Consider the following 20464-nt stretch of genomic DNA (forward strand, 5'->3'; position numbering starts at 1 on the left):
CCCGATAAGCGGTGGTGGGGCTGGTTCTTATAGCGGGGCATTGCTGCGGTGCAACGCCGGGATAGCTCCAATGCCCGGAGTGCGGGGGTGTTCCCCTGCCTCGTGGTTCGCGCTAGTGCCCGATGATGGCCGCACCCGCCCCGCAATCCAGCCGAAAGCTCAGCAACCTGTGGGTGATCTGGACCTTCACCAGGCGCTATCCGCTGCAGCTCGTCATCGCCACGCTGGCGCTGTTCACCTCTTCGGCGGCCACCTTGCTGATCCCCGCCACTTTCAAGCAGATTGTAGATAACGGCTTCGCGGCCGGCGCGGACACCAGCCGGATCGGAGTTTATTTCCAGGGCCTGCTGGGCGTGGTCGCGGTGCTGGCGGTGGCTACGGCAGTGCGGTTCTTCTTCGTTTCCTGGGTCGCCGAACGGACCGTGGCGGACCTGCGTACCGCAGTGCACCGCAATTTGCTGCGCCTGCCGCCCAAATGGTTCGAAGAGAACCGCCCGAGCGAAATCGCCTCGCGGCTCACGGCCGACACGGCGATCGTCGAGCAGGTCGTCGGCTCGACTGTCTCTACCGCGCTGCGCAATTTCCTCACCGGGGTCGGCGGCATCGCCTATCTCTTCGCACTCAGCCCGCGCATCGCCGTCTATCTGATCGTCGGCATCCCGCTGATCGTGCTCCCGATCGTGTGGCTCGGCGGCCGCGTCCGCAGCTTTTCGCGCGTAAGCCAGGATCGCGTAGCCGATATCGGCGCGATCGCTTCCGAAACGCTGGGCGCGATGCGCATTGTCCAGGCGTTCGGTCAGGAGAAACGCGAGTCCGCGCGCTTCCAGGATGCCGTCACGCGCACTTTCGCCGCCGCCAAGAAGCGCTTCGCACTCCGCGCGGTGATGACCGCTCTGGTGATCGGGCTGCTGTTCACGGCAATCACCCTGATCATGTGGGATGCCGTGTCGGGTGTCGCCGCCGGCCGCATCTCAGGTGGCGCAATCACTGCGTTCGTGATCACCGCGGGGCTGGTCACCGGCTCGTTCGGTGCGCTCACCGAAGTATATGGCGATCTGCTGCGCGCATCGGGCGCGGCAAGCCGCCTAGCCGAGCTGCTGCGCCAGGAACCCGACATCGCGGCGCCGGCCAACCCCGTGCCGCTGCCTTTGCCCGCGCTTGGCGCGGTCGCCTTCGACAATGTCACGTTCCGCTACCCCACTCGCCTGGAAATATCCGCGCTCACCGGCTTCTCGCTCGACGTGCAACCGGGCGAAACGGTCGCGGTCGTAGGGCCATCGGGCGCGGGCAAGTCCACGCTCTTCCAGTTGCTCCAGCGCTTCTACGATCCCGAAGGGGGCGAAGTCCGCGTCGATGGCGTTCCCCTGCGCAATGCCGATCCCGCCGAGGTTCGCGCGCGGATGGCGATGGTGCCGCAGGAGACCGTGATATTCGGCGCCAGCGCACGCGACAATCTGCGCTACGGCGCCTGGGAAGCGAGCGATGCGCAGCTCTGGGCCGCCGCCGAAGCGGCGCACGCGGCGGACTTTTTGCGGGATCTGCCGCAGGGTCTCGACACTTTTCTGGGCGAAGGCGGCGCGCGCCTCTCCGGCGGCCAGCGCCAGCGAGTCGCCATCGCCCGCGCATTGCTGCGCGACGCGCCGATCCTGCTGCTCGACGAAGCGACTTCGGCGCTGGACGCCGAAAGCGAGCGCCTGGTCCAGGACGCGCTCGATCGCCTGATGGAGCACCGCACCACGCTGGTGATCGCGCACCGCCTCGCCACCGTACGCGCCGCCAAGCGGATCATCGTGATGGAGGAGGGCGGCATCGTAGAGACGGGCACGCATGCGGAATTGGTGGCGAAGGGCGGGCTCTATGCCCGGCTGGCGGCGCTGCAGTTCAACGAGCCCGCGTGATTGCGCCAACTCCGCACGCCGTCTCTATCTAATGTCGCGCTCTTCAATCGAAGCAAACGACCTTAGCATAATCACGCTTCCCTTACCCTCATTCAGCGATGCGTGACCAAATTCCATGGCGCTTAACAGCGCTTGATTGCGAGTAACCCGCCACGGGCCGGTCAGAACCTTTGTAGCCCATCTGAATTCTATCATGTAGATCGCTCCCATTAATTGGGGCGGGAGCACAGCCTAGTGTCTCTCAGTCGTCAGATGGCCAAGATATTGGCTGACGATATCATAATAGCGACTTGTGGAGGCAAAAGTTCCACTAGCCATGCTTGACGAGCCACATAGTGGCATGGCGGCGGTCAAATCTTGCAGAATCGCTGCCGGCTATGGCGAAGCGCACGCTGACGTGGCACCCTCGGGCAAGTTTATAAAAGCGAGCCTGGAGAGCGAGAATGGCTGAGTTCGACATCATCGTCTATGGCGCGACCGGCTTCACCGGGCGGCTTGTCGCCGAGTATCTCGCGGCGAATTACGGGGACGTGAAATGGGCGATGGCCGGGCGCTCGCTGACAAAGCTGCAGGAGGTCCGCGACGAGATCGGCGCGCCCGCGACCACGCCGCTGATTACGGCCAATGCCGACGATCCGGCGAGCCTGAAGGCAATGACTGCCCGGGCGAGGGTGGTGATCACCACGGTCGGGCCGTATCAACTCTATGGCGAGCCGCTGCTCGCGGCCTGCGTCGAGACCGCCGCCGCTTATGTCGATCTGTGCGGCGAGCCCAATTTCATGCACGTGATGATCGGCAAATATCACGCCGCCGCCCAGGCCAGCAGCGCACGGATTGTCTTTTCATGCGGCTTTGATTCGATCCCCTTCGATCTTGGCGTCTGGACCGTGGAGCAGGAATGCATCCGCCGCTTCGGCAAGCCCGCGCCGCGCGTGAAAGGCCGTGTCCGTGCGATGAAGGGCACCTTTTCGGGCGGCACTTTCGCTAGCGGCAAGGCGACCGCCGCCGCCGCGATGAAGGACCCCGCCGTGTTCAAGGCGCTGATCGACCCCTTTGCGCTCACGCCGGGCTTCGAAGGGCCCAGCCAGCCCAAGGGCGCGATCCCCGAATATGACGAAGCCGTGGGCGGCTGGGTCGCACCGTTCATGATGGCGGTGATCAACACCAAGAACGTCCACCGCACCAATTTTCTGGCGGACCATCTGTATGGCGAGGACTTCCAGTATGACGAGATGATGGTTGCGCCGGGCCTGGGCGAGATGGGCAAGGCCGCGGCGGAAGCGATCGCCAAGATGAACCCGATGAACGCCGAGAAGGGCCCCGCCCCCGGCGAAGGCCCGTCAAGGGAAGAGCGCGAGACCGGTTTTTACGACATCGCGTTCGTCGCCGAGATGCCCAGCGGCGAGCGCATCACCGCCACGGTGAAGGGAGACCGCGATCCGGGCTATGGCTCGACGAGCAAGATGATCGCCGAGAGTGCGCTCTGCCTGATCCGCGACGTGCAAGGCGAAGGCGGCATCTGGACCCCCGGCGCGCTGATGGCGGAGCCGCTGATAAAGCGGCTGGAGGCGAATGCCGGGCTGAGCTTTTCGATCGATTGAGATGATTCCCCTCCCTGCAAGGGAAGGGAGCGCAAGGGGCTCAGCCGCGATAGCCCGCGAGCATGATCGCCACGGCGGCAGCGACGACCAGCACGATCACCACCGGAACCAGGATACGCCGCCGCCGGTCGATATCGGCCTGATAGGCGGCGGTATCGAGCCAGTATTTGCCGTTTCCCGAATCGCGCACAATCCCCCGCGCCTGCATCCGCTCGAATTGGCGGCGCATGATCGGGCGCTGCGGCACGAAAGCCACCGCGGCTTCGGCGCTTGTCGCATGGTGCACGAAGAAATGTCCGGCGATCTTGCGCCGCGCGCGCATCACCATTGCCGCGATGGCCGGTGCCGGTGAACCCATGATCATGAAACTTCCCCCCGATTCGCGGGAAGGCTCGCACGGAAGCGCCGATCACTCAATCGGTTAGCGCTTGCGCCCCTGATGCCGGATATTCGCCGGACGCCCGCGATGCTTGATCACGCGCTTGGGCCCGCCACGCCCACGCCGCTCGTCGCCGCTACCGCCGGGCCCTGCGGACCCCTTGCCGTCGGGCAATTCGAAGCGCAGCGCGCCCGTGATCGGGTTGGCGTCCGCCAGTTTGAGCTTCAATCGCATGCCGAGCGCGAAGAACTCGCCCGAATGCTCGCCTATCAGCCGTTGGCTCGCCTCATCGTAGCGGAAATATTCGCTGCCCAGATCGCGCGCGGGCACCAGTCCGTCGCCGCCGATCCCGTCGATCGTGGCGAAGAAGCCGAAATCCTTCACGCCCGTGATCCGCGCGTCCATCACTTCGCCGACATGCGCGGCCAGATAGGCGGCGACATAGCGGTCGATCGTATCGCGCTCGGCCTCCATCGCGCGGCGTTCGAGCTGCGAGATGCTCTCGCCGATACGGTCCATGCTGCCCGCCTCGGCTGCCGTCAGTCCACCCTGCCCCAGGCCATAGGCATCGACCAGCGAGCGATGAACGATGAGATCCGCATACCGGCGGATCGGCGAAGTGAAGTGGGCATAGCTGCCCAACGACAGCCCGAAATGCCCCGCATTCTCCGGCCCGTAATAAGCCTGGGTCTGCGTGCGCAGCACCTGCGTCATCACTTCTTCGCGAATGTCGCTCTCTTCGAGCTTCCTGAGCATCTGATTGAACACGGCCGGGCGGATCACCTGCCCCAGCGCGAACTCCATCAAGAAGGTCTTGAGGTAATCCTTGAGCGCGACCAGCTTTTCGCGGCTGGGCGGCTCGTGAATGCGATACATTACCGGCGCTTTCTTGGCCTCCAGCACCTTGGCCGCGGCGACATTCGCGGCGATCATGTAATCCTCGATCAGCTTGTGCGCATCGAGGCGCTCGCGCGGCGCGACGGACAGGATACGGCCCTTCTCGTCGAGCACGATCCGCCGCTCGGGCAGATCGAGGTCCAGCGGCTCGCGCTTCTGCCGCGCCTTGTTGAGGGCGGCCCAGCAGCTCCATAAGTCCTTGAGAGCAGGTTCTATTTCTTCCCGCATTGCCGACCCCCGGGCAAACCGCTCGTCCAGCAGCGCGCGCGGCGTCTCCGGTCCATCGATGATCGTCTGCGCATCGTCATAGGCAATGTTCGCCGCAATGCTGACCACCGCGCGACTGAACCGCCACGACTTGAGCTCTCCATTGCTGTCGACTTGCAAATGACAGGCGAGCGCCGCCCGGTCCTCGCCCTCCTTCAGCGAACAGACTTCCGCCGAAAGGATCTCCGGCAGCATCGGCACGACCCGGTCGGGGAAATAGACCGAATTGCCCCGCTTGCGCGCTTCGCGGTCGAGCTCCGATCCGGGGCGCACATAAAAGGACACGTCGGCGATCGCGACCACGGCCTTCCAGCCGCCTTCGTTCTTCGGATCGTCATCCGGCGCCGCCCAGACCGCATCGTCATGATCGCGCGCATCGGCGGGATCGATCGCGACAATCGGCAAGTCGCGCAAATCCTCGCGCGTGCCGAGTTGCTGCTTCGAGATGCGCTCGGCCTCGGCAAGCAATTCGTCCGAAAACACATTGGGAATGCCATGCTTGTGGATCGCAATCAGCGAGAAGCTGCGCGGCGCGAAGGGATCGCCGAGTATCTCGGTCACCCGCGCAAAGATGCGCGGCGGCCGTCCGGCCTTTTCGGCAAGCACCAGATCGCCGGGCATCGCCTCGTTGCGGTCGGAAATGGCGAGGCTAGAGCGGTCCTTCTTGTCCACGCCCTGAAGGTAAAGCCGGCCCCCCTCTTCGTGCACTACGCCGAGCATCTGCTCCTCGCCGCGCGCGAGCTTCTTCATCGGGTGCGCGATCCAGCCATTGCCGACTTCTTCGGTGCGCGCGAGGATGCGATCGCCGATCCCCAGAGCTCCGCCCTTGCCGCGCTCCCGAACGCGAAGCCGGGGAACCGGAACACCCTCCGCCTGCCATTGCTCGGGGACTGCCCAAACGGTGTCGCCGCTCACGTCGGTGATACGCAGCACGGTGACCTTGGGGACGCCGCCCATCTTGTGAAAGGCGCGGCCGGGGGCGCTGTCGATCAGCCCCTCGTCGCTCATGTCCTTGAGCAGTGATTTGAGCGCGATCTTGTCCTGCGCGTGCAGCCCGAACGCCTTGGCGATCTCGCGCTTGCCTGCCGGCGTGCCTGAAGAGGAAATGAAGTCGATGATCTGCTGCCGCGTGGGCAAGCCGCTTCTGGGTTTTGATTTAGTCATTGAGCCCCGAGATAGGGGCTACACGCTTCGAAACCAACCGTCCCGTTCAGCCGGCGACGCGCGCGTCCGGAGCTGTATCGTCGAACAGCCAGGCTTCGGCATCTTCGATCGTCTCGAAGAACGCAGCGTCGTCGCGCACGAGCATCCGCCGCAGCTGCAACCGCGCCAGTGCGCTGGTGATGACAAAAGCCACGCGGCGCGCCATGAAACTTGGGTTCGCAAGTGCGGCGCGGCTCAGTTGAATGACATCCTGTGACTGCAAAGCTCCTGACGAGAAGTCGCAGAGCGCAATATGCTCGTTGGGGCCGAGGCCCAACTGGACCACCGCCTTCTTCTGCGCCGCGAGAATGTCGACCAGATCATCGAGGCTGAGAAAGCCGCGGACGATTATCCGCAGCAATCCGCGTGCGGGGTCGATGCTGATTTCATAGGATGGGGCCATGCGCCACCATCGCTCTCCCACCCACTTAGAAGTACTTAAAGCGAACCGCTGGAGAAATACGATGTCGCAGGCTATCCCTCGGCGGTGAGCTACGACATCCTCATCATCGGCGGCGGGATCAACGGGTGCGCGATCGCCCGCGAAGCGAGCCTGCACGGGCTGAAGGTGCTGCTGGTCGAGAAGGACGACCTGGCCAGCCACACCAGCTCCGCCTCGACCAAGCTGATCCACGGCGGCCTGCGCTATCTGGAAACCTATGAGTTCCGCCTGGTGCGCGAAGCGCTGCACGAGCGCGAACGGCTGCTGGCTGCCGCCCCGCACCTGATCCGCCCGATGACTTTCGTGCTGCCCCATGCCCATGCCGTCCGGCCCTGGTGGATGGTGCGCGCGGGGCTGTATCTTTACGATCTGCTCGCCGGCAAATCCTCGCTGCCGCGCTCGCGCAGCCTGCTGGCTCGCGACCGCGCCTTCACCGATCCGCTCAAGGGCGATCACAAGGGCTTCGTCTATTCGGACGCGTGGGTGGATGATGCGCGGCTGACGCTGGCAAACGCAGTGGACGCGGCGATGCACGACGCGGAGATCGCGACGCGGACCGAATTGGTTACGGCCAGGCGCGAAGGCGAAATCTGGCGTGCCGATCTCTCCGATGGCCGCACGGTCGAGGCGCGGATGCTGGTCAATGCGGCAGGGCCGTGGGTCGCGGCTTTGCTTGAGCGGCTGCACGTGGCCACCAAATCGAAGGTCCGGCTGGTCAAGGGCAGCCATATCGCCGTGCCCCGGCTGTTCGATGGCGAGCACGCCTATATCCTCCAGCAGCCCGACCGCCGCATCGTCTTCGCCATCCCCTACGAGAACGGCTTCACTGAGATCGGCACCACCGATATCCCTGTTGATCGCCCCGAGGATGCGGTCTGCTCGGCCGAGGAAATCCAGTATCTCTGCGACGCAGTGAACCGCTATTTCACGCGGCAAGTGGCGCCCGGCGACGTGATCGCCACCTGGTCCGGCGTCCGCCCGCTTCACGATGACGGCGAAGCGCGGGCGCAGGATGTGACGCGCGATTATGTGCTGGAAGTCGATTGCGAAGGGCCGCCATCGTTCTCGGTGTTCGGTGGCAAGATCACCACTGCCCGCGCGCTCGCCGAGGAGGCGCTGGAGAAGATCGCCCCGTTGCTGGGCGTGGAGGCCCGCCCCAAGACTCGCGCCCGCGTCTTCCCGGGCGGCGCGATCGCGGGATTCGATCAGTTTCTGGCGACGACGCGCGCCCGATGGCCCTTTCTCGGCAAAGATCGCTCGCGGAGGATGGCGCATGCTTATGGCCGCTGCCTCGAAGACATGCTCCGCGACGTTAAAAACGAAGCCGATCTGGGGGCGGATTTGAGCGGCGGGCTCACCGAGATCGAAGTCCGCTGGATGCGTGACCGGGAATGGGCACGCACGGCGGAAGACGTGCTATGGCGGCGGAGCAAGATCGGGCTGCACGCGTCGGAGGGCTTGGCGGAGCGAGTCACAACGGCGCTTTCGTCATCGCCGCCACCCTGACTTAAGTCCTTGTTAAAGCTTGAAGGGCAACTTCGCTTGGCGGAGGACGGCATGGCGACGAGGCTTTCCCAATATCGGACCGTTGCGCCTGCGCTCTTCGATCAGCGGGCGGTTCCCCGGCATAGCGTTCTAGTCGGGCGAGCCAAAATCAACCGGCGCGGTAGCCCGGCGGTCGAGGGCATGCTGCACGATGTCTCGATCTATGGTTGCCGGCTCGCCTGCATCGCGTCGCACGGCCCCGGCGCCCGTATTTGGCTGCGCATTGCGGGCAACTTGCCGATCGCCGCGATCGTCGCCTGGAATGACGGCGCGCATATCGGTTGCCGCTTCGACGCGCCGCTGGATCGCAAGGTGATGCGCGCGCTCACGCTCACCGGCGGCTGAGCAGCTCAGCTATAGGCGATCAGCCGCCCCAGCGTGCCCACCGCCAGCCAGAGCAATAACGAGACGCCGGCCATGACGCGCGCTGTCGTCGATGGCGGCTCCCCTCGTTCCAGGCGACCTTGCCACAGGATGCGAAAAGCGATGGCGTTGGTGAGCGCGAAGCCGATGATCACCAGCTTGCGAAAGAACATGTCCGAACCGGCAAGCGATTTGCCGTCGGCGGCGAACAACAGCAAGCCGGTCGGCACCAGGATCGCCAGCCCTGCGATCGCGACCGGAGTGAGCGCGCGCGAGAGCGCCGGCAGGGATAGGCTGCGCCAGAACCCTACGACACGCAGATCGACGACACCGATGCCGCCCACCAGCATCACCAGCCCTAGCAGGTGGAGCGTGTTGACGATCGGATAGGGCGCGCCGCTCGCCCAGCGGCCCAGGCCGATCGCGTCCAGCCAGCCGGCGAGCGGGAGAAGGACCCCTTCCAAGCCGTCAGCGCAATTCGACGGTCTTGTCGCCCACGATCACGCGCTCGATCCGCATCTCCGCGGCGCCATCTCGCCGAGCATAGCCGACCAGCGTGACCTTCTGGCCCTTGTCGATCATCGCGAGCGAGAGGCCGCGTGCCTCCATCCGCGCCACCGGGGCGAGCACGACTGCCCATGGCTTCTTGTTGCGGACGACCTGCGCCGCGCCATGGGGATTGCCCCAGGTCACGTTCGTAAGCGGCCCGGTGGTGGTGAGCGGCTTGGATTCGTCATAAGAACTCCAGCCGTGATGCGCTGCAGCCGGGACCGCGATGGCCAATGCCGCAAGGGTGGAATAGCGAAGCATGGCGTTCCTCATCCCCGATAATGCCCCCCTGGGCTATAATAGCGGAACTTGCCGCCAAAGCGCTAGAGGTGCTCACCAGCGATAATTGAAGCTCACGCTGATCCGCTTGGCGCTGCCGGAACCGGCGGGTACTTCATGCCGCAGCCAGCTTTCCCAGAGGAGGACCGTGCCGATCTCGGGCGCGATTTCGACGAAGCTGCGCAGCATCTCGGGCGCATCCGGGGCGCGGGTCGGTGCGGCCATCATCATCGGCAGGCGCGGGTCTTCCAGGCGAAGGCCGCGCGATCCCGGGGGCAGCGCGATATAGAGCGTGCCCGAGACCACGCTGTTCGGGTGGATATGCCCCGAATGACCGCCGCCGCCGCTCAACACATTAGCCCAAAGGCTGTCGAGCTTGAGCTTGCGCCCCGCGAGATCGAAGGCGCAGTCCTTGGCGAAGGCCGTGACATGCTTGTCGAGCAGCCGCTTGAGATCGCCGAAGGCGGGGTCACGCACGGGCAAGTCGTCGAGCGATGCATAGGACGTATAGCCCTTATAGCCGTGCTCCTTGGCCCAGCGCCGCCCGGCCATATCGTCCTCGGCTAGCGCAAGGCACGATCGCTCAAGCTCAGCCACCAGCGCGTCGTCGCCCAGCTTCTGGTTGTAAAGCAGCGAAGCGAACAAGGGCCTCGAAGCGCTCATCCGCCCTGACCGTTCCAGCCGCCCAGCACCTTCGTCATCGTGAAGTTCGCGACCGCCCCGGCATCAAGCGTCTTGCGTGTCGGCGATACGGCCCCGGCGCCCGGGCCGCGGCTGCCATATTCGAACAGCCGAGCCTCCTGTGGCGTCAGGCGGCGCTGCTCGCCGTTCGGGCCCTTATAGCCCATCCAGGTCCAGCCCTCGCGCTTGATATGCGCATCCATCCAGCAATGGAGGAACACGGCCTGCCCGGTGAGCGCCATATTGCCCCCGGCGCGCCAGGGGCGGCCCAGCCAGGTCGAGTGATCGGTGACGCCGCGCTCGCGCCCCAGGCGGCAGTGCGAGAAAACCAGGCCGTAAGACTGGTCCGCCGGCGTACTGGGAGCCGCCACATAGCCGAACTCGGTCGCGCCAGGCACATGGCGCGTGACGATTTCGCAAGCGTCGAACCAGGCCGGCGCACCGCCGAAGATGAAATCGACTCCGCCCACGATCCGGCAGCGGGAGATGCGCGCACGGCCCTGCAAGTAAAGCGTGTCCTGATAGCCCTCCAGCGCGCAATCCTCGATCAGCGCGCGATCCGCCTCGCGCCCGATCATCAACGCCACCGCCTGCGCGCCATTGCCCGCGGCGTCTCGCTTAGCGCCGATATAGTCGAAACTGTTGCGCACGGTCAGGTTCCGCACCGTCACGCCCGGCGCGGCGATAGTGAGCGTCGCAGTCCGGAACGTGCCCCAATTCTTGCCGTCGGGATGCGGCAGCCCGGCATAGGTGCCGAAGCTGAGGACCGCGCCGGTCTCGCCCGCTATCGTAACGTTCGGGGTGGAGATGGTCACCTTCTCGACCAGCACCCCCTTTCGGATAAGGACGCGGAACGGCGCGCCGGTCGCGCGCTTCAGCGCCTCGCCCAGTGTGCCGGTGCGCGGATCGACGATGACATCCCACTGCTCTTGGGCATGCGCGAGCCCGGGCGTGGCCAGCGTCCCGGCAGCCATGCCTAGAAAGCCGCGCCGCTCCATCAATAAGCCCGCGCGACCAGGATTCCCGCCCACGCTCCTCATCACATCGACCTGTCCATTATCTCTCGCTGTCTTCGATACGGTCATCCGGACGCGGCAACTCGCCTCTTGGCGTCATCAAAAGCCCGCGCGCGGATTCGACATCCGCGCGGGCAATTCGTTCAGCGAAGAACGCCTCGGTCCGCAGCACCGCGAGCTTTTCCGCGGCGGCCATCACCAGGAACTGGTTCAGGCTGGTGCCGTCAGCCTTGGCGAGCGCTTCGAGTTCCTTCTTGAGTGAAACAGGCAAGCGCAGTGCATAATTGCTCGCGACCGTCATCGGCTTCTCTCCAAAACTTCTCTCGGCAACAATACATCCAGACCGAAGCGGTGCGCAGCGGGCAGAAAGTGGCGGCGATTGAACGTCACGATCGCAATAGCGCCGGCATTCACTGCAGCTTCGAGCACAAGCTCGTCTCCCGGATCCCGCAGTTGCGGGCGCCACCGGAAATGCGGCTTCACTGGTTGCGCAACCGAGACCAATGCATCGATGATCTTCAAGGCTTCCGCTTCCGTCAGATGTCCCGCGACAAGGTGCTCGGCTCGCAAGGCCACGGCCTCATATTCGAGCACCATCGCCACCGATAACGCAGCCGATTGTCTGCCTACGAGCACCGAATCCAGCAAGGCCGCTGACGCACCTTGAGAGCTTCGAAGCGCGGCGACCACCACATCGGTGTCAAGTACGAGCATGACACGGATTATGATATCGTATGCGATATGTCAATAAGCCCGCGCGACCAGGATGCGCTCGACCGCGGGCGCGCCGGTGAAGATGCAGGCGCCCTCCGCCGGGGCCGCGCCTTCCGGCACATTGCGAAACGTCAGCTTGAGCGCCTTGAGTCGTTCGGCCACCTTGTCCAGATCAGCGGCGGCCGGCTTCGACCAATTGACTTCGACCCAGCCCGGTTTCTCCCCCGCAAACGCTGCTTCGAGCGCAGCAAAATCCATCACATCCCGACGGATATTGGCATCGAGCCGCGCACGCGCCTGATCGTGCAGCGCCGCCTGAATTTCCTCCAGCATCGCCGCCGCGCCACCGGCGAAATCGCCCTTGGCCACGACTGCGCTGTCGAGCTTGCCGTCCTCGCGGTACAGCCGGTCACGACGGATCACCGAGACATTGCCGCCCGCCATGTCGCGCCCGCCCACTTCGACGACGATCGGCGCGCCCTTCTTCACCCAGCCCCAGCGCTTGGTAGCGGCCTTGGCGGGCTTCAGATCAAGCAGCGCGCGCACCGGTTCGCCGAGCGCGGACAGCTTGGCGAGGTCGGCCTGGAGCGCCTTGCAATAGTCGATCAGCGCCGCGTCTTCGTCATTGTCGCGGAGCATCGGCACGATGACGATCTGCCAAGGGGCAATCCGCGGGGGCACGCGAAGGCCATCGTCGTCGCCATGCACCATGATCACGCCGCCGATCATCCGCGTGGAGACGCCCCAGCTGGTGGTCTGCGCCAGCTCCAGCTCGCCATTCGCATTCTGAAACTTGATGTCCTGCGCACTTGAGAACGTGGTGCCCAAAAAGTGCGAAGTGCCCGCCTGAAGCGCCTTGCCATCCTGCATCATGGCTTCGATCGAATAGGTGGCGACCGCGCCGGGGAAGCGCTCATTCTCGGGCTTCTCGCCCGCGACCACGGGCATCGCGAGGCAAGTCTCGGCAAACTCGCGATACACCTCCAGCATCTTCAGCGTCTCTTCGCGCGCCTCGGCTTCGCTGGCATGCGCGGTATGGCCTTCCTGCCAGAGGAACTCGGTGGTGCGCAGGAACATGCGCGTGCGCATTTCCCAGCGCACCACATTGGCCCATTGATTGATCAGCACCGGCAAGTCGCGCCAGGATTGCACCCAGCGGCTGAACGCGGCGCCGATCACCGTCTCCGAAGTCGGGCGCACCACCAGAGGCTCTTCGAGCTTCGCTTCGGGATCGGGCACCAGCCGCCCGTCCTTCTGGATCAGCCGGTGGTGCGTGACGACCGCCATCTCCTTGGCGAAGCCATCGACATGTTCGGCTTCCTTCTCGAAATAGGAAAGCGGGATGAAGAGCGGAAAATAGCAATTCTCGTGCCCCGTCGCCTTGATGCGATCGTCGAGCAGGCGCTGGATGCGCTCCCAGATGCCATAGCCCCAGGGCCGGATGACCATGCAGCCGCGCACGCCGCTCTCCTCGGCCAGATCGGCCTCCGCGATGACGGACTGATACCAGGCGGCGAAATCCTGTTCGCGCGTAACGGATAGGGCGTGCTTGATCATGGCAGGCCGGATAGCGGGGACTTGCCGCTGGGTCCACCGTGGCGCAAGGCGCGGGCCATGCAAGGCGACCGGATCTTCAAGGGCCTGGGGCTGCGATTGTTCGCGATCCTATGCCTCTCGGGCATGTCAGCTTTGGTCAAGCTGGCCGAGACGCGCGGCGCGAACCTGGCGGAGACGATGTTCCACCGCCAATTCTGGGCGGCGCTGCTTGTCACCGCGTGGATCGCGGCCGGGCCTGGGCTAGGCTCGGTGCGGACCGCGCGCTTCGGGGCGCATCTCCGCCGCGCCGCGGTGGGCCTGACCGGCATGATCTTCACGTTCGGTTCGGTGCTGCTGCTCCCGCTGGCCGAGGCTACGACGCTGCAATTCACCGTGCCGATCTTCGCGACGATCCTGGGCGCGCTGGTGCTCCGCGAGAAGACCGGCCGCCACCGCTGGGCCGCCGTCGTCGCCGGATTCGTCGGCGTGTTGATCGTGGCCCAGCCGGGCAGCGGCCATTTCCCCCTCCACGGCGCCATCGTCGGCCTGCTCGCGGCGCTCTTCGTCGCCGTGGTCGCAATCCTCCTCCGGCAGATCGGGCGGACCGAAAGCACGGGCACCACGGTGTTCTGGTTCTCGGTGCTGTCGCTGCCGCCTTTGGCGCTCGCTTATTCCTTCCAGCTCCAGGCGCACGACGCGCTGACCTGGGCAATTCTGGTGGCGATCGGGCTGGTCGGTGGCGTCGGCCAGCTCGCCCTCACCGGATCGCTGCGCTTCGCCCCCGTCTCGGTGGTGGTTCCGATGGATTATTCGAGCCTGATCTGGGCGACCTTATACGGCTGGTTGATCTTTGGGGCGCTGCCGACCGGATACACCTGGCTGGGCGCGCCGCTCATCATCGCGAGCGGGCTCTACATCGTCTGGCGGGAGCGGCTGAGACAGCAGGAGAAGCCAGCGGAGCCCGGCCTTTAGACCACCCATCTCCATCGCCAGGAGAACACACCGATCGTGATGGGCAGTGTCGCATAGAGAAAGGGCGCGAACAAATGCGGCCCCGGGATCGTCGCCATAATCGTCGAAATCGCACCCGTCGTGCCCAGGATCAGCCAGATCCACGCCTGCCCCGCCGCCTCGCGACGGCTCGCCGGCGAAAGAGCGGCGTTGCGAAGCGCGTCGCGGAAAAGCAGCGCGGTAATCGCCGACATGGCGGTAAAGCCCATGCCGTAGATGGTGAAGAGCTGTGACAGGCTGCCGCGATAAACCGCCGGCTGCCCGCCCAGGAACGCCGCGAACGCCACCGCCATCGATCGCAGCGGCACGATATATACCAGCACCATGAAGATGAGCACGAGAGTGAGCAGCAGCGAGCGCCAATCCCCCGGTCCGCGCAGCGCACGCCACTGGAGGTGGCTGAACCAGAACAAGGCGATGATCGCGAAACCGATCGCGAAACTCGGGATGGATTTCAGGCGTCATGCTTGTAGACCAGGATGAGATTGTTGGCGGGCATCGGCACGATCCGATCGAGCGTCAAGCCCCGCGCGGCGGCTTCGCGGGTGACATCCTCGACGAGGCGCAGGCCATATTCGGGAGACTTGTCCTTCAGCCACAATTCGAATTGCTCGTTGGAAGGCGCGGTGGGGACGCCGCGCTGGCGATAGGGGCCATAGAGGACCAGCGGCGCGCCCGGCGGCAGCAGCCGGGCTGCTCCAGCCAGCAATCCGAGAGTCGCGGCCCATGGGCTGATATGGACCATGTTGATGCACAGGACCGCATCGGCGGCGTCGACTGGCCATTCGCCGCAGGCATCCAGCGCCAGCGGCGGGCGGACATTCGCCAGCCCCTCGGTCCACGCGGCGATCGATTCGAGCGCATCCGCGTCCGGGTCGCTCGGCTGCCATTCCAGCGCGGGGAAGCGCTCGGCGAGGAACGCGCAATGCTCGCCGGTGCCGCTCGCCACTTCAAGCACGAGCCCACGTGAGGGAAGCACATCCGCCAGCACATCGGCGATCGGCTCGCGATTGCGCGCAGTCGCCGGGGCGTGGCGTTTCATGCGCCCCGCGCTGCGGCCAGAAGGCGGCGCGCGCGCAGGTACATCTCGATGCGCTGCGCGGTCAGCAATCCCAAAGCCAGCGCGATCAATATGTCGGTCATCGCCATCACATCGACATGCACGCCGGGGATGCCCAGCGACTCGGCGTTGCGCGCGCCCGAACGGACCAGGATCAGGCCGAGGATCAGCAGCGTCGCGGCAGGCGAGGCCTTTTGGCGGATCTCATGGCTTTCGGGATCCACGTTGATGCGCATCATCCGCCCGCGCTGCCAGCCCAGCGCCGCCCCCGCGATCAGCGCCACGGCGCAATAGAGCCAGACCATGCCGACCGGCGGCGCGTTCCAGAACACCACTCCTGCAACCACGCAATAAAGCGCGGGCACGATCCACAACCGCTCGATCTTGAGCGGGCGCTCGCGGTTCATGTTGCGGAAGCGGAAGGCGAGCACGATTCCGATAATGATGGCGGGGATCGCGTAGCTCAGCCAGCCTTGCGGGTTTGCTGGGTTCATCCCGCATCATCACCTGCCCGGCGCGAATGAACAACCCTCGCGCTTGATCAATGCTGGGCTCGATGCGCGCGTGGGGCTCCCGGCCCTCGTGGGAAGCGGCGCGAGGGCCGGGAGCAAGGTCTTACAGGTGCGTATCGCGCCGAACTTCGGTCTTTTGGTCGGGCTCGCGGCGGCGCAGGCCAAGAAGCCCCGCCAGTCCCAATAATCCGAGAAGGCCCCATTTGCCTTCGTCGCCATCATCGTCGCGATCGGCCGCCTTGTTGACGTTCGCGCCAGTGCGATCTGCGGCATCCACGCGGGCTTCCTCGCGTTCTTCGGAAACTTCGTTGGCGAGCGCCCCGGCCTCGCGCTGAACGTCCTGGGCCTGCTCCGCGAGCTTCTCCGCCCGCTCCTTTACGTCCTCCTGCGCCGAAACGGCAGGGATGAGCGTGATCGCCGCGCCGGCAAGCAGCACGCGATTCAGCAACGATGCCTTCATATTTTCCTCCTGTTTCCCAGCCAGACACTGCTGAGTTAGGATGTTCCAACCTCCGCGGATGAAGTGCGTTCCAACCAGGGGCACAAGAGGGCATTTCGCTGTCTTGATAGGCTGGCTTGGCCTATTGGCGCTCTGGATCGTGCGGCTTCATCACGCGCGCAGGGGATGGCATGAAGATCGACGCGGATAGCCCAGGGATAAGATTTCCACCGCCGCTGGCCTTTATCGGCACGCTGCTCGCGGGGCTCGCGCTGGAAAATTTGATCGGCAGCCCCGCGATTCCCCTGGTGCCCTATGGCGTGCTGCACACCCTGGGCATGGTCGCGATCGTCCTGGGCGCGGCCATCGTCCTTTCGGCGCTCGGGCTCTTCTCGCGATCGAAGACCGACTCGAGGCCATGGAAAGCTTCAAGCACGCTCGTTATTGAGGGCGTCTATCGCCGCACGCGCAACCCGATGTATCTGGGCATGGCGCTGGCCTATGCCGGGTGCGCGATGCTGGCGGACAGCCTCACCGCCACGCTGCTGCTGGCCCCATTGCTCTTCGTCATCCAGCGCGAAGTGATCGAGCCCGAGGAAGCGTATCTGGGAAGCCGCTTTGGCGAACCCTATCTCGCCTATAAAGCCAGCGTGCGGCGCTGGATCTGATCGCCTATTTGCGCGACTTGCGCGCCGCATAGCGCGCATCGCGCGCGGCCTTGGCCTCTGCGGCCGAGGGAATCGCGAAGGACTTGGCCAGCTTTTCCTTGGCAGCGCGCGCGGCTTCGGCTTCGGCCTCCCGGGCGGCGGCTTCCTCGGCGAGCTTGTCGGCCTTCGCCTTCTCGATCGCTGCCTTCTTGGCGGCGCGCGCTTCGTCTTCCTCGGCTTCCTTCTTCAGCCGGGCCTCGCGGCGCTCGGCCAACTCGGCCTCGCTCAGCTTCGGCGTCGCCTTCAGCTTGTCGAGCAGCTTTTTCTTGGCATCCGCCGATCGGTCGGCGCGGTCACGGAAAGTGTCGTTATACGTCATTATTAGGTCATTGCTCCTGAGCGGCTATTCCGCCGCCTTTGCCCTTTCAGGCTCCTTCCAGGCCAGCACCGGCTTTCGCGCGGCCAACGTCTCGTCGAGACGGCGGCGCGGCGCGAAATGCGGTGCGGTCTTGATCGCCGGGTCGCCGCCCTTAGCCCGTTCCGCGACGGAACGGAAGGCACCTATGAATTGATCGAGCGCGGCCTTGCTCTCGGTCTCGGTCGGCTCGACCAGCATGGCGCCGTGGACGACCAGCGGAAAATACACCGTCATCGGGTGGAAGCCCTCGTCGATCAGCCCCTTGGCTATGTCGATCGTCGAAAAGCCCTCGGGCAATCCGCGATCGCTGAAGATCGCCTCGTGCATGCAGGGGCCAGCACCGGCAAAGGGCGCATCGAGCACGTCCTCCATCGAGCGCAGGATGTAGTTCGCGTTGAGAACGGCGTCCTCCGCGACCTGGCGCAGTCCATCCGCGCCGTGGCTGAGGATATAGGTCAGCGCGCGGGTGAACATTCCCATCTGTCCATGGAACGCCACCATCCGGCCGAAGGTGCCGGCGTGGTGCTCCTCGGCGGTTTCCTCCTCCACGAGACGGAATCCGTCGGTGGTCTTTTCTACGAAAGGCAGCGGGGCATAGGGGCTGAGCGCTTCGGAAAGCACCACCGGGCCCGAGCCGGGACCGCCGCCGCCGTGGGGCGTCGAGAAGGTCTTGTGGAGATTGATATGCATCGCATCGATGCCGAGATCGCCCGGACGGACGCGGCCGACGATCGCGTTGAAATTGGCGCCGTCGCAATAGACGTATCCGCCGGACGCATGAACCGCGTCCGAGATTGCCTTCATGTCGCGTTCGAACAAGCCGCACGTGTTGGGATTGGTGATCATCACGCCAGCAATGTCCGGCCCCAGCCGCGCCTTGAGCGCTTCGAGATCGACACGGCCGTCATCAGTGGCGGGGATGTCCTCGACTGTGAAGCCTGCAAAGGCGGCGGTGGCGGGATTGGTGCCGTGCGCCGAGATCGGAACCAGCAGGATCTTGCGCGCCTGCTCGCCGCGGGCATCGAGCGCGGCGCGGATCGCGAGGACGCCGCAAAGCTCGCCATGCGCGCCGGCCTTGGGGCTCATCGCCACCGAATGCATGCCGGTGAGCGTGATCAGCCAATGCGCCAACTGATCGATGACTTCGAACGCCCCCTGCGCGCAATCGACCGGCGTGAGCGGGTGGAGATCGGCGAAACCGGGGAGCCGCGCCATGCGCTCGTTGAGGCGGGGATTGTGCTTCATCGTGCAACTGCCGAGCGGAAACAGGCCGAGGTCGATGGCGTAGTTCTGGCGGCTTAGGCGCGTGTAGTGGCGCACGGTCTCGGGCTCGGAGAGGCCTGGGAGGCCGATGGGCTTTTCACGCCTCAACCCGCCCAACCTGTTCTCCTGCGGAAGCAGGAGCCCAGAGTCACAGGCGGCGTCCTTGGAACCCTGGGCTCCTGCTTTCGCAGGAGAACTAGGAAAGTCGAAGTCGACGCCCGTGGTCTCGCTCGAGCCAATCTCGAAGATCAGTGCTTCTTCGAGCATGAGAGCGTGGTTTCCGGTGAAGGTCTGGCTGCTGCCTTCGCCCTTTTCGGGGGTGGTGGGGCGCCAGCCGCTCGCGTTGATATTGCTCATGCCAGCGCCTCCCGGAGCGCGGAGGCAAGCGTTTCCACATCCTCCTGCGTGGTGGTTTCGGTGACGGCGACGACGAGGCCGTTCTGGAGGCTCGCTTCGCCCGGATAGAGGCGGCCGAGCGAGACGCCGGCGAGCACGCCGTTCGTCGCGAGATCGCGGACGACCGGGCGGGCTTCCCTGGAAAGCTTGAGGGTGAACTCGTTGAAGAAGCTGGGCGTGACCAGTTCGACGCCCGGCACTCTGGCCAGAGCGTCCGCAGCGGCGGAGGCGCCCGCATGGTTGATCGCCGCCAGTTGCCGCAGGCCCTTCTCGCCGAGCAACGTCATGTGGATCGACCAGGCAAGCGCACACAGCACCGAGCTGGTGCAGATGTTCGAGGTCGCCTTTTCGCGGCGGATATGCTGCTCGCGGGTGCTGAGCGTCAGCACGAAGCCGCGCTTGCCCTCGGCATCCACGGTCTCGCCGCACAGCCGCCCGGGCATCTGGCGGACGAGCTTTTCGGAGCAGGCGAAGAGACCCACGTAAGGCCCGCCGAACTGGAGGCCGACGCCGATCGACTGGCCCTCCCCCACTACGATGTCCGCGCCCATTTCGCCTGGCGATTTGATCGCTCCCAGTGCGACAGGCTCGGTCACCACCGCGACGAGCAGCGCCTTCTTCGCGTGGCAGGCATCCGCCAGCTCCGAGAGATCAGCGATGCGGCCAAGGATGTCTGGATACTGGACCACCACGCACGACGTATCATCGTCGATCAGGGCGATCAGGTCATCGGTATCGGACTCCGGCGTCAGCGCCGGCAGCCGCGTGTCGAGCACATCGCCGGTGAACTTCGCCATCGTATTCGCGACAGAGACGTAATGCGGATGGAGCCCGCCAGAGAGGATCGCCTTGCCCCGCCGCGTCACGCGCCGCGCCATCACGATCGCTTCCCAGCACGCCGTCGAGCCGTCGTACATCGACGCATTCGCCACATCGCAGCCGAGCAGCCGCGCGACCTGCGACTGGAACTCGAACATCATCTGTAGCGTGCCCTGGGCGATCTCGGGCTGGTATGGCGTATAGGCCGTCAGGAATTCTCCGCGCTGGATCAGGTGATCGACGCTGGCGGGCACATGATGCTTGTACGCCCCGCAGCCGAGGAAGAACGGGGCATCGCCTGCCGCGAGGTTCTTCTTCGCGAGCGCAGTCATGTGGCGCTCGACCGCAAGCTCGCTGGCATGCATCGGCAGTCCGTGAATCGGCCCGTCGAGCTGGGCCAATGCCGGCACGTCGACGAAGAGATCGTCGATCGAAGCGGCACCGATGACGCCGAGCATCTCGGTGCGGTCGGTCGGGGTAAGGGGCAAATAGCGCATTCAACTACTCCTCCCCTCCCTGGAAGGGAGGG

General features: G+C 65.1%; 23 protein-coding genes. 6 read left to right on the forward strand and 17 right to left on the reverse strand.

Annotated elements, in window-relative coordinates; all coding sequences use genetic code 11:
- Positions 1-125 precede the first annotated feature (125 nt).
- The gene (locus tag VF617_RS10430) at positions 126-1898 is read left to right on the forward strand and encodes an ABC transporter transmembrane domain-containing protein (RefSeq protein WP_331014812.1); all 1773 of its coding nucleotides are present in this window, start codon (positions 126-128) and stop codon (positions 1896-1898) included.
- A gap of 443 nt (positions 1899-2341) precedes the next feature.
- Positions 2342-3499, forward strand: coding sequence for a saccharopine dehydrogenase family protein (locus VF617_RS10435; protein WP_331014813.1), 1158 nt, complete (start codon positions 2342-2344; stop codon positions 3497-3499).
- Positions 3500-3539: 40 nt separating this feature from the next.
- On the opposite strand, the gene VF617_RS10440 is transcribed toward VF617_RS10435, so the two are convergent.
- From VF617_RS10440 to VF617_RS10450, 3 genes are read right to left on the reverse strand one after another with little or no spacing between them, the layout of a single operon-like run.
- Entirely contained in the window at positions 3540-3863 is a 324-nt protein-coding gene (locus tag VF617_RS10440) for a hypothetical protein (RefSeq protein WP_331014814.1), read from the reverse strand.
- Positions 3864-3920: 57 nt separating this feature from the next.
- Positions 3921-6206 carry a ribonuclease R gene (rnr, locus tag VF617_RS10445; protein ID WP_331014815.1) on the reverse strand — a complete coding sequence of 762 codons (2286 nt, stop codon included), beginning with the start codon at positions 6204-6206 and terminating at the stop codon, positions 3921-3923.
- A gap of 46 nt (positions 6207-6252) precedes the next feature.
- A complete protein-coding gene (locus tag VF617_RS10450; RefSeq protein WP_331014816.1) occupies positions 6253-6648 on the reverse strand; it encodes a hypothetical protein in 396 nt (131 codons plus the stop codon).
- An 84-nt stretch (positions 6649-6732) separates the two neighbouring features.
- Between VF617_RS10450 and glpD the strand changes: the two genes are divergently transcribed.
- Together glpD and VF617_RS10460 are read left to right on the forward strand one after the other, a co-directional pair.
- Positions 6733-8193, forward strand: coding sequence for a glycerol-3-phosphate dehydrogenase (gene glpD / locus VF617_RS10455; protein WP_331014817.1), 1461 nt, complete (start codon positions 6733-6735; stop codon positions 8191-8193).
- A gap of 51 nt (positions 8194-8244) precedes the next feature.
- Positions 8245-8577, forward strand: coding sequence for a PilZ domain-containing protein (locus VF617_RS10460; RefSeq protein WP_331014818.1), 333 nt, complete (start codon positions 8245-8247; stop codon positions 8575-8577).
- Between the two features lie 5 nt (positions 8578-8582).
- On the opposite strand, the gene VF617_RS10465 is transcribed toward VF617_RS10460, so the two are convergent.
- The 7 genes from VF617_RS10465 to proS form a co-directional block, all read right to left on the reverse strand.
- Positions 8583-9059 carry a hypothetical protein gene (locus VF617_RS10465; protein ID WP_331014819.1) on the reverse strand — a complete coding sequence of 159 codons (477 nt, stop codon included), beginning with the start codon at positions 9057-9059 and terminating at the stop codon, positions 8583-8585.
- Positions 9060-9063: 4 nt separating this feature from the next.
- Complete coding sequence (locus VF617_RS10470) at positions 9064-9405, reverse strand: DUF6152 family protein (protein ID WP_331014820.1); 342 nt, start codon at positions 9403-9405, stop codon at positions 9064-9066.
- A 72-nt stretch (positions 9406-9477) separates the two neighbouring features.
- Positions 9478-10086, reverse strand: a complete 609-nt coding sequence (locus VF617_RS10475; RefSeq protein WP_331014821.1) for a TIGR02466 family protein — start codon at positions 10084-10086, stop codon at positions 9478-9480.
- Positions 10083-11102, reverse strand: coding sequence for a pectinesterase family protein (locus VF617_RS10480; protein ID WP_331014822.1), 1020 nt, complete (start codon positions 11100-11102; stop codon positions 10083-10085). Before VF617_RS10480 ends, VF617_RS10475 begins: the two co-directional genes overlap by 4 nt.
- Before the next feature lie 58 nt (positions 11103-11160).
- Positions 11161-11421 (reverse strand): hypothetical protein, encoded by a 261-nt coding sequence (locus tag VF617_RS10485; protein WP_331014823.1) that lies wholly within the window; start codon positions 11419-11421, stop codon positions 11161-11163.
- Positions 11418-11834 (reverse strand): putative toxin-antitoxin system toxin component, PIN family, encoded by a 417-nt coding sequence (locus VF617_RS10490; RefSeq protein ID WP_331014824.1) that lies wholly within the window; start codon positions 11832-11834, stop codon positions 11418-11420. The genes VF617_RS10485 and VF617_RS10490 overlap by 4 nt, the downstream gene beginning before the upstream one ends.
- 30 nt (positions 11835-11864) lie before the next feature.
- The gene (gene proS, locus VF617_RS10495) at positions 11865-13391 is read right to left on the reverse strand and encodes a proline--tRNA ligase (RefSeq protein WP_331014825.1); all 1527 of its coding nucleotides are present in this window, start codon (positions 13389-13391) and stop codon (positions 11865-11867) included.
- Between the two features lie 57 nt (positions 13392-13448).
- Here proS and VF617_RS10500 point away from each other — a divergent pair, with 57 nt between their 5' ends.
- Positions 13449-14342 (forward strand): DMT family transporter, encoded by an 894-nt coding sequence (locus VF617_RS10500; protein ID WP_331014826.1) that lies wholly within the window; start codon positions 13449-13451, stop codon positions 14340-14342.
- Here VF617_RS10500 and VF617_RS10505 read toward each other — a convergent pair.
- The 4 genes from VF617_RS10505 to VF617_RS10520 form a co-directional block, all read right to left on the reverse strand.
- Entirely contained in the window at positions 14339-14794 is a 456-nt protein-coding gene (locus VF617_RS10505; RefSeq protein ID WP_331014827.1) for a hypothetical protein, read from the reverse strand. The genes VF617_RS10500 and VF617_RS10505 overlap by 4 nt on opposite strands.
- A gap of 41 nt (positions 14795-14835) precedes the next feature.
- Positions 14836-15423, reverse strand: a complete 588-nt coding sequence (locus VF617_RS10510; protein WP_331014828.1) for a DUF938 domain-containing protein — start codon at positions 15421-15423, stop codon at positions 14836-14838.
- On the reverse strand, positions 15420-15935 hold the full coding sequence (locus VF617_RS10515; RefSeq protein WP_331014829.1) for a CcdC protein domain-containing protein: 516 nt from the start codon (positions 15933-15935) through the stop codon (positions 15420-15422). The genes VF617_RS10510 and VF617_RS10515 overlap by 4 nt, the downstream gene beginning before the upstream one ends.
- Positions 15936-16056: 121 nt before the next feature.
- Positions 16057-16413, reverse strand: coding sequence for a WGxxGxxG family protein (locus tag VF617_RS10520; protein WP_331014830.1), 357 nt, complete (start codon positions 16411-16413; stop codon positions 16057-16059).
- Between the two features lie 170 nt (positions 16414-16583).
- Here VF617_RS10520 and VF617_RS10525 point away from each other — a divergent pair, with 170 nt between their 5' ends.
- Entirely contained in the window at positions 16584-17060 is a 477-nt protein-coding gene (locus tag VF617_RS10525) for an isoprenylcysteine carboxylmethyltransferase family protein (RefSeq protein ID WP_331014831.1), read from the forward strand.
- Between the two features lie 4 nt (positions 17061-17064).
- On the opposite strand, the gene VF617_RS10530 is transcribed toward VF617_RS10525, so the two are convergent.
- From VF617_RS10530 to gcvPA, 3 genes are read right to left on the reverse strand one after another with little or no spacing between them, the layout of a single operon-like run.
- Positions 17065-17418 carry a DUF6481 family protein gene (locus tag VF617_RS10530; RefSeq protein WP_331014832.1) on the reverse strand — a complete coding sequence of 118 codons (354 nt, stop codon included), beginning with the start codon at positions 17416-17418 and terminating at the stop codon, positions 17065-17067.
- A gap of 24 nt (positions 17419-17442) precedes the next feature.
- Positions 17443-19077, reverse strand: a complete 1635-nt coding sequence (gcvPB, locus tag VF617_RS10535; RefSeq protein ID WP_331014833.1) for an aminomethyl-transferring glycine dehydrogenase subunit GcvPB — start codon at positions 19075-19077, stop codon at positions 17443-17445.
- A complete protein-coding gene (gene gcvPA, locus VF617_RS10540) occupies positions 19074-20432 on the reverse strand; it encodes an aminomethyl-transferring glycine dehydrogenase subunit GcvPA (protein WP_331014834.1) in 1359 nt (452 codons plus the stop codon). The genes gcvPB and gcvPA overlap by 4 nt, the downstream gene beginning before the upstream one ends.
- Between the last annotated feature and the right edge of the window lie 32 nt (positions 20433-20464).

Origin of the sequence: Sphingomonas sp., assembly GCF_036388215.1 — a bacterium.
GTDB lineage: Bacteria > Pseudomonadota > Alphaproteobacteria > Sphingomonadales > Sphingomonadaceae > Sphingomonas.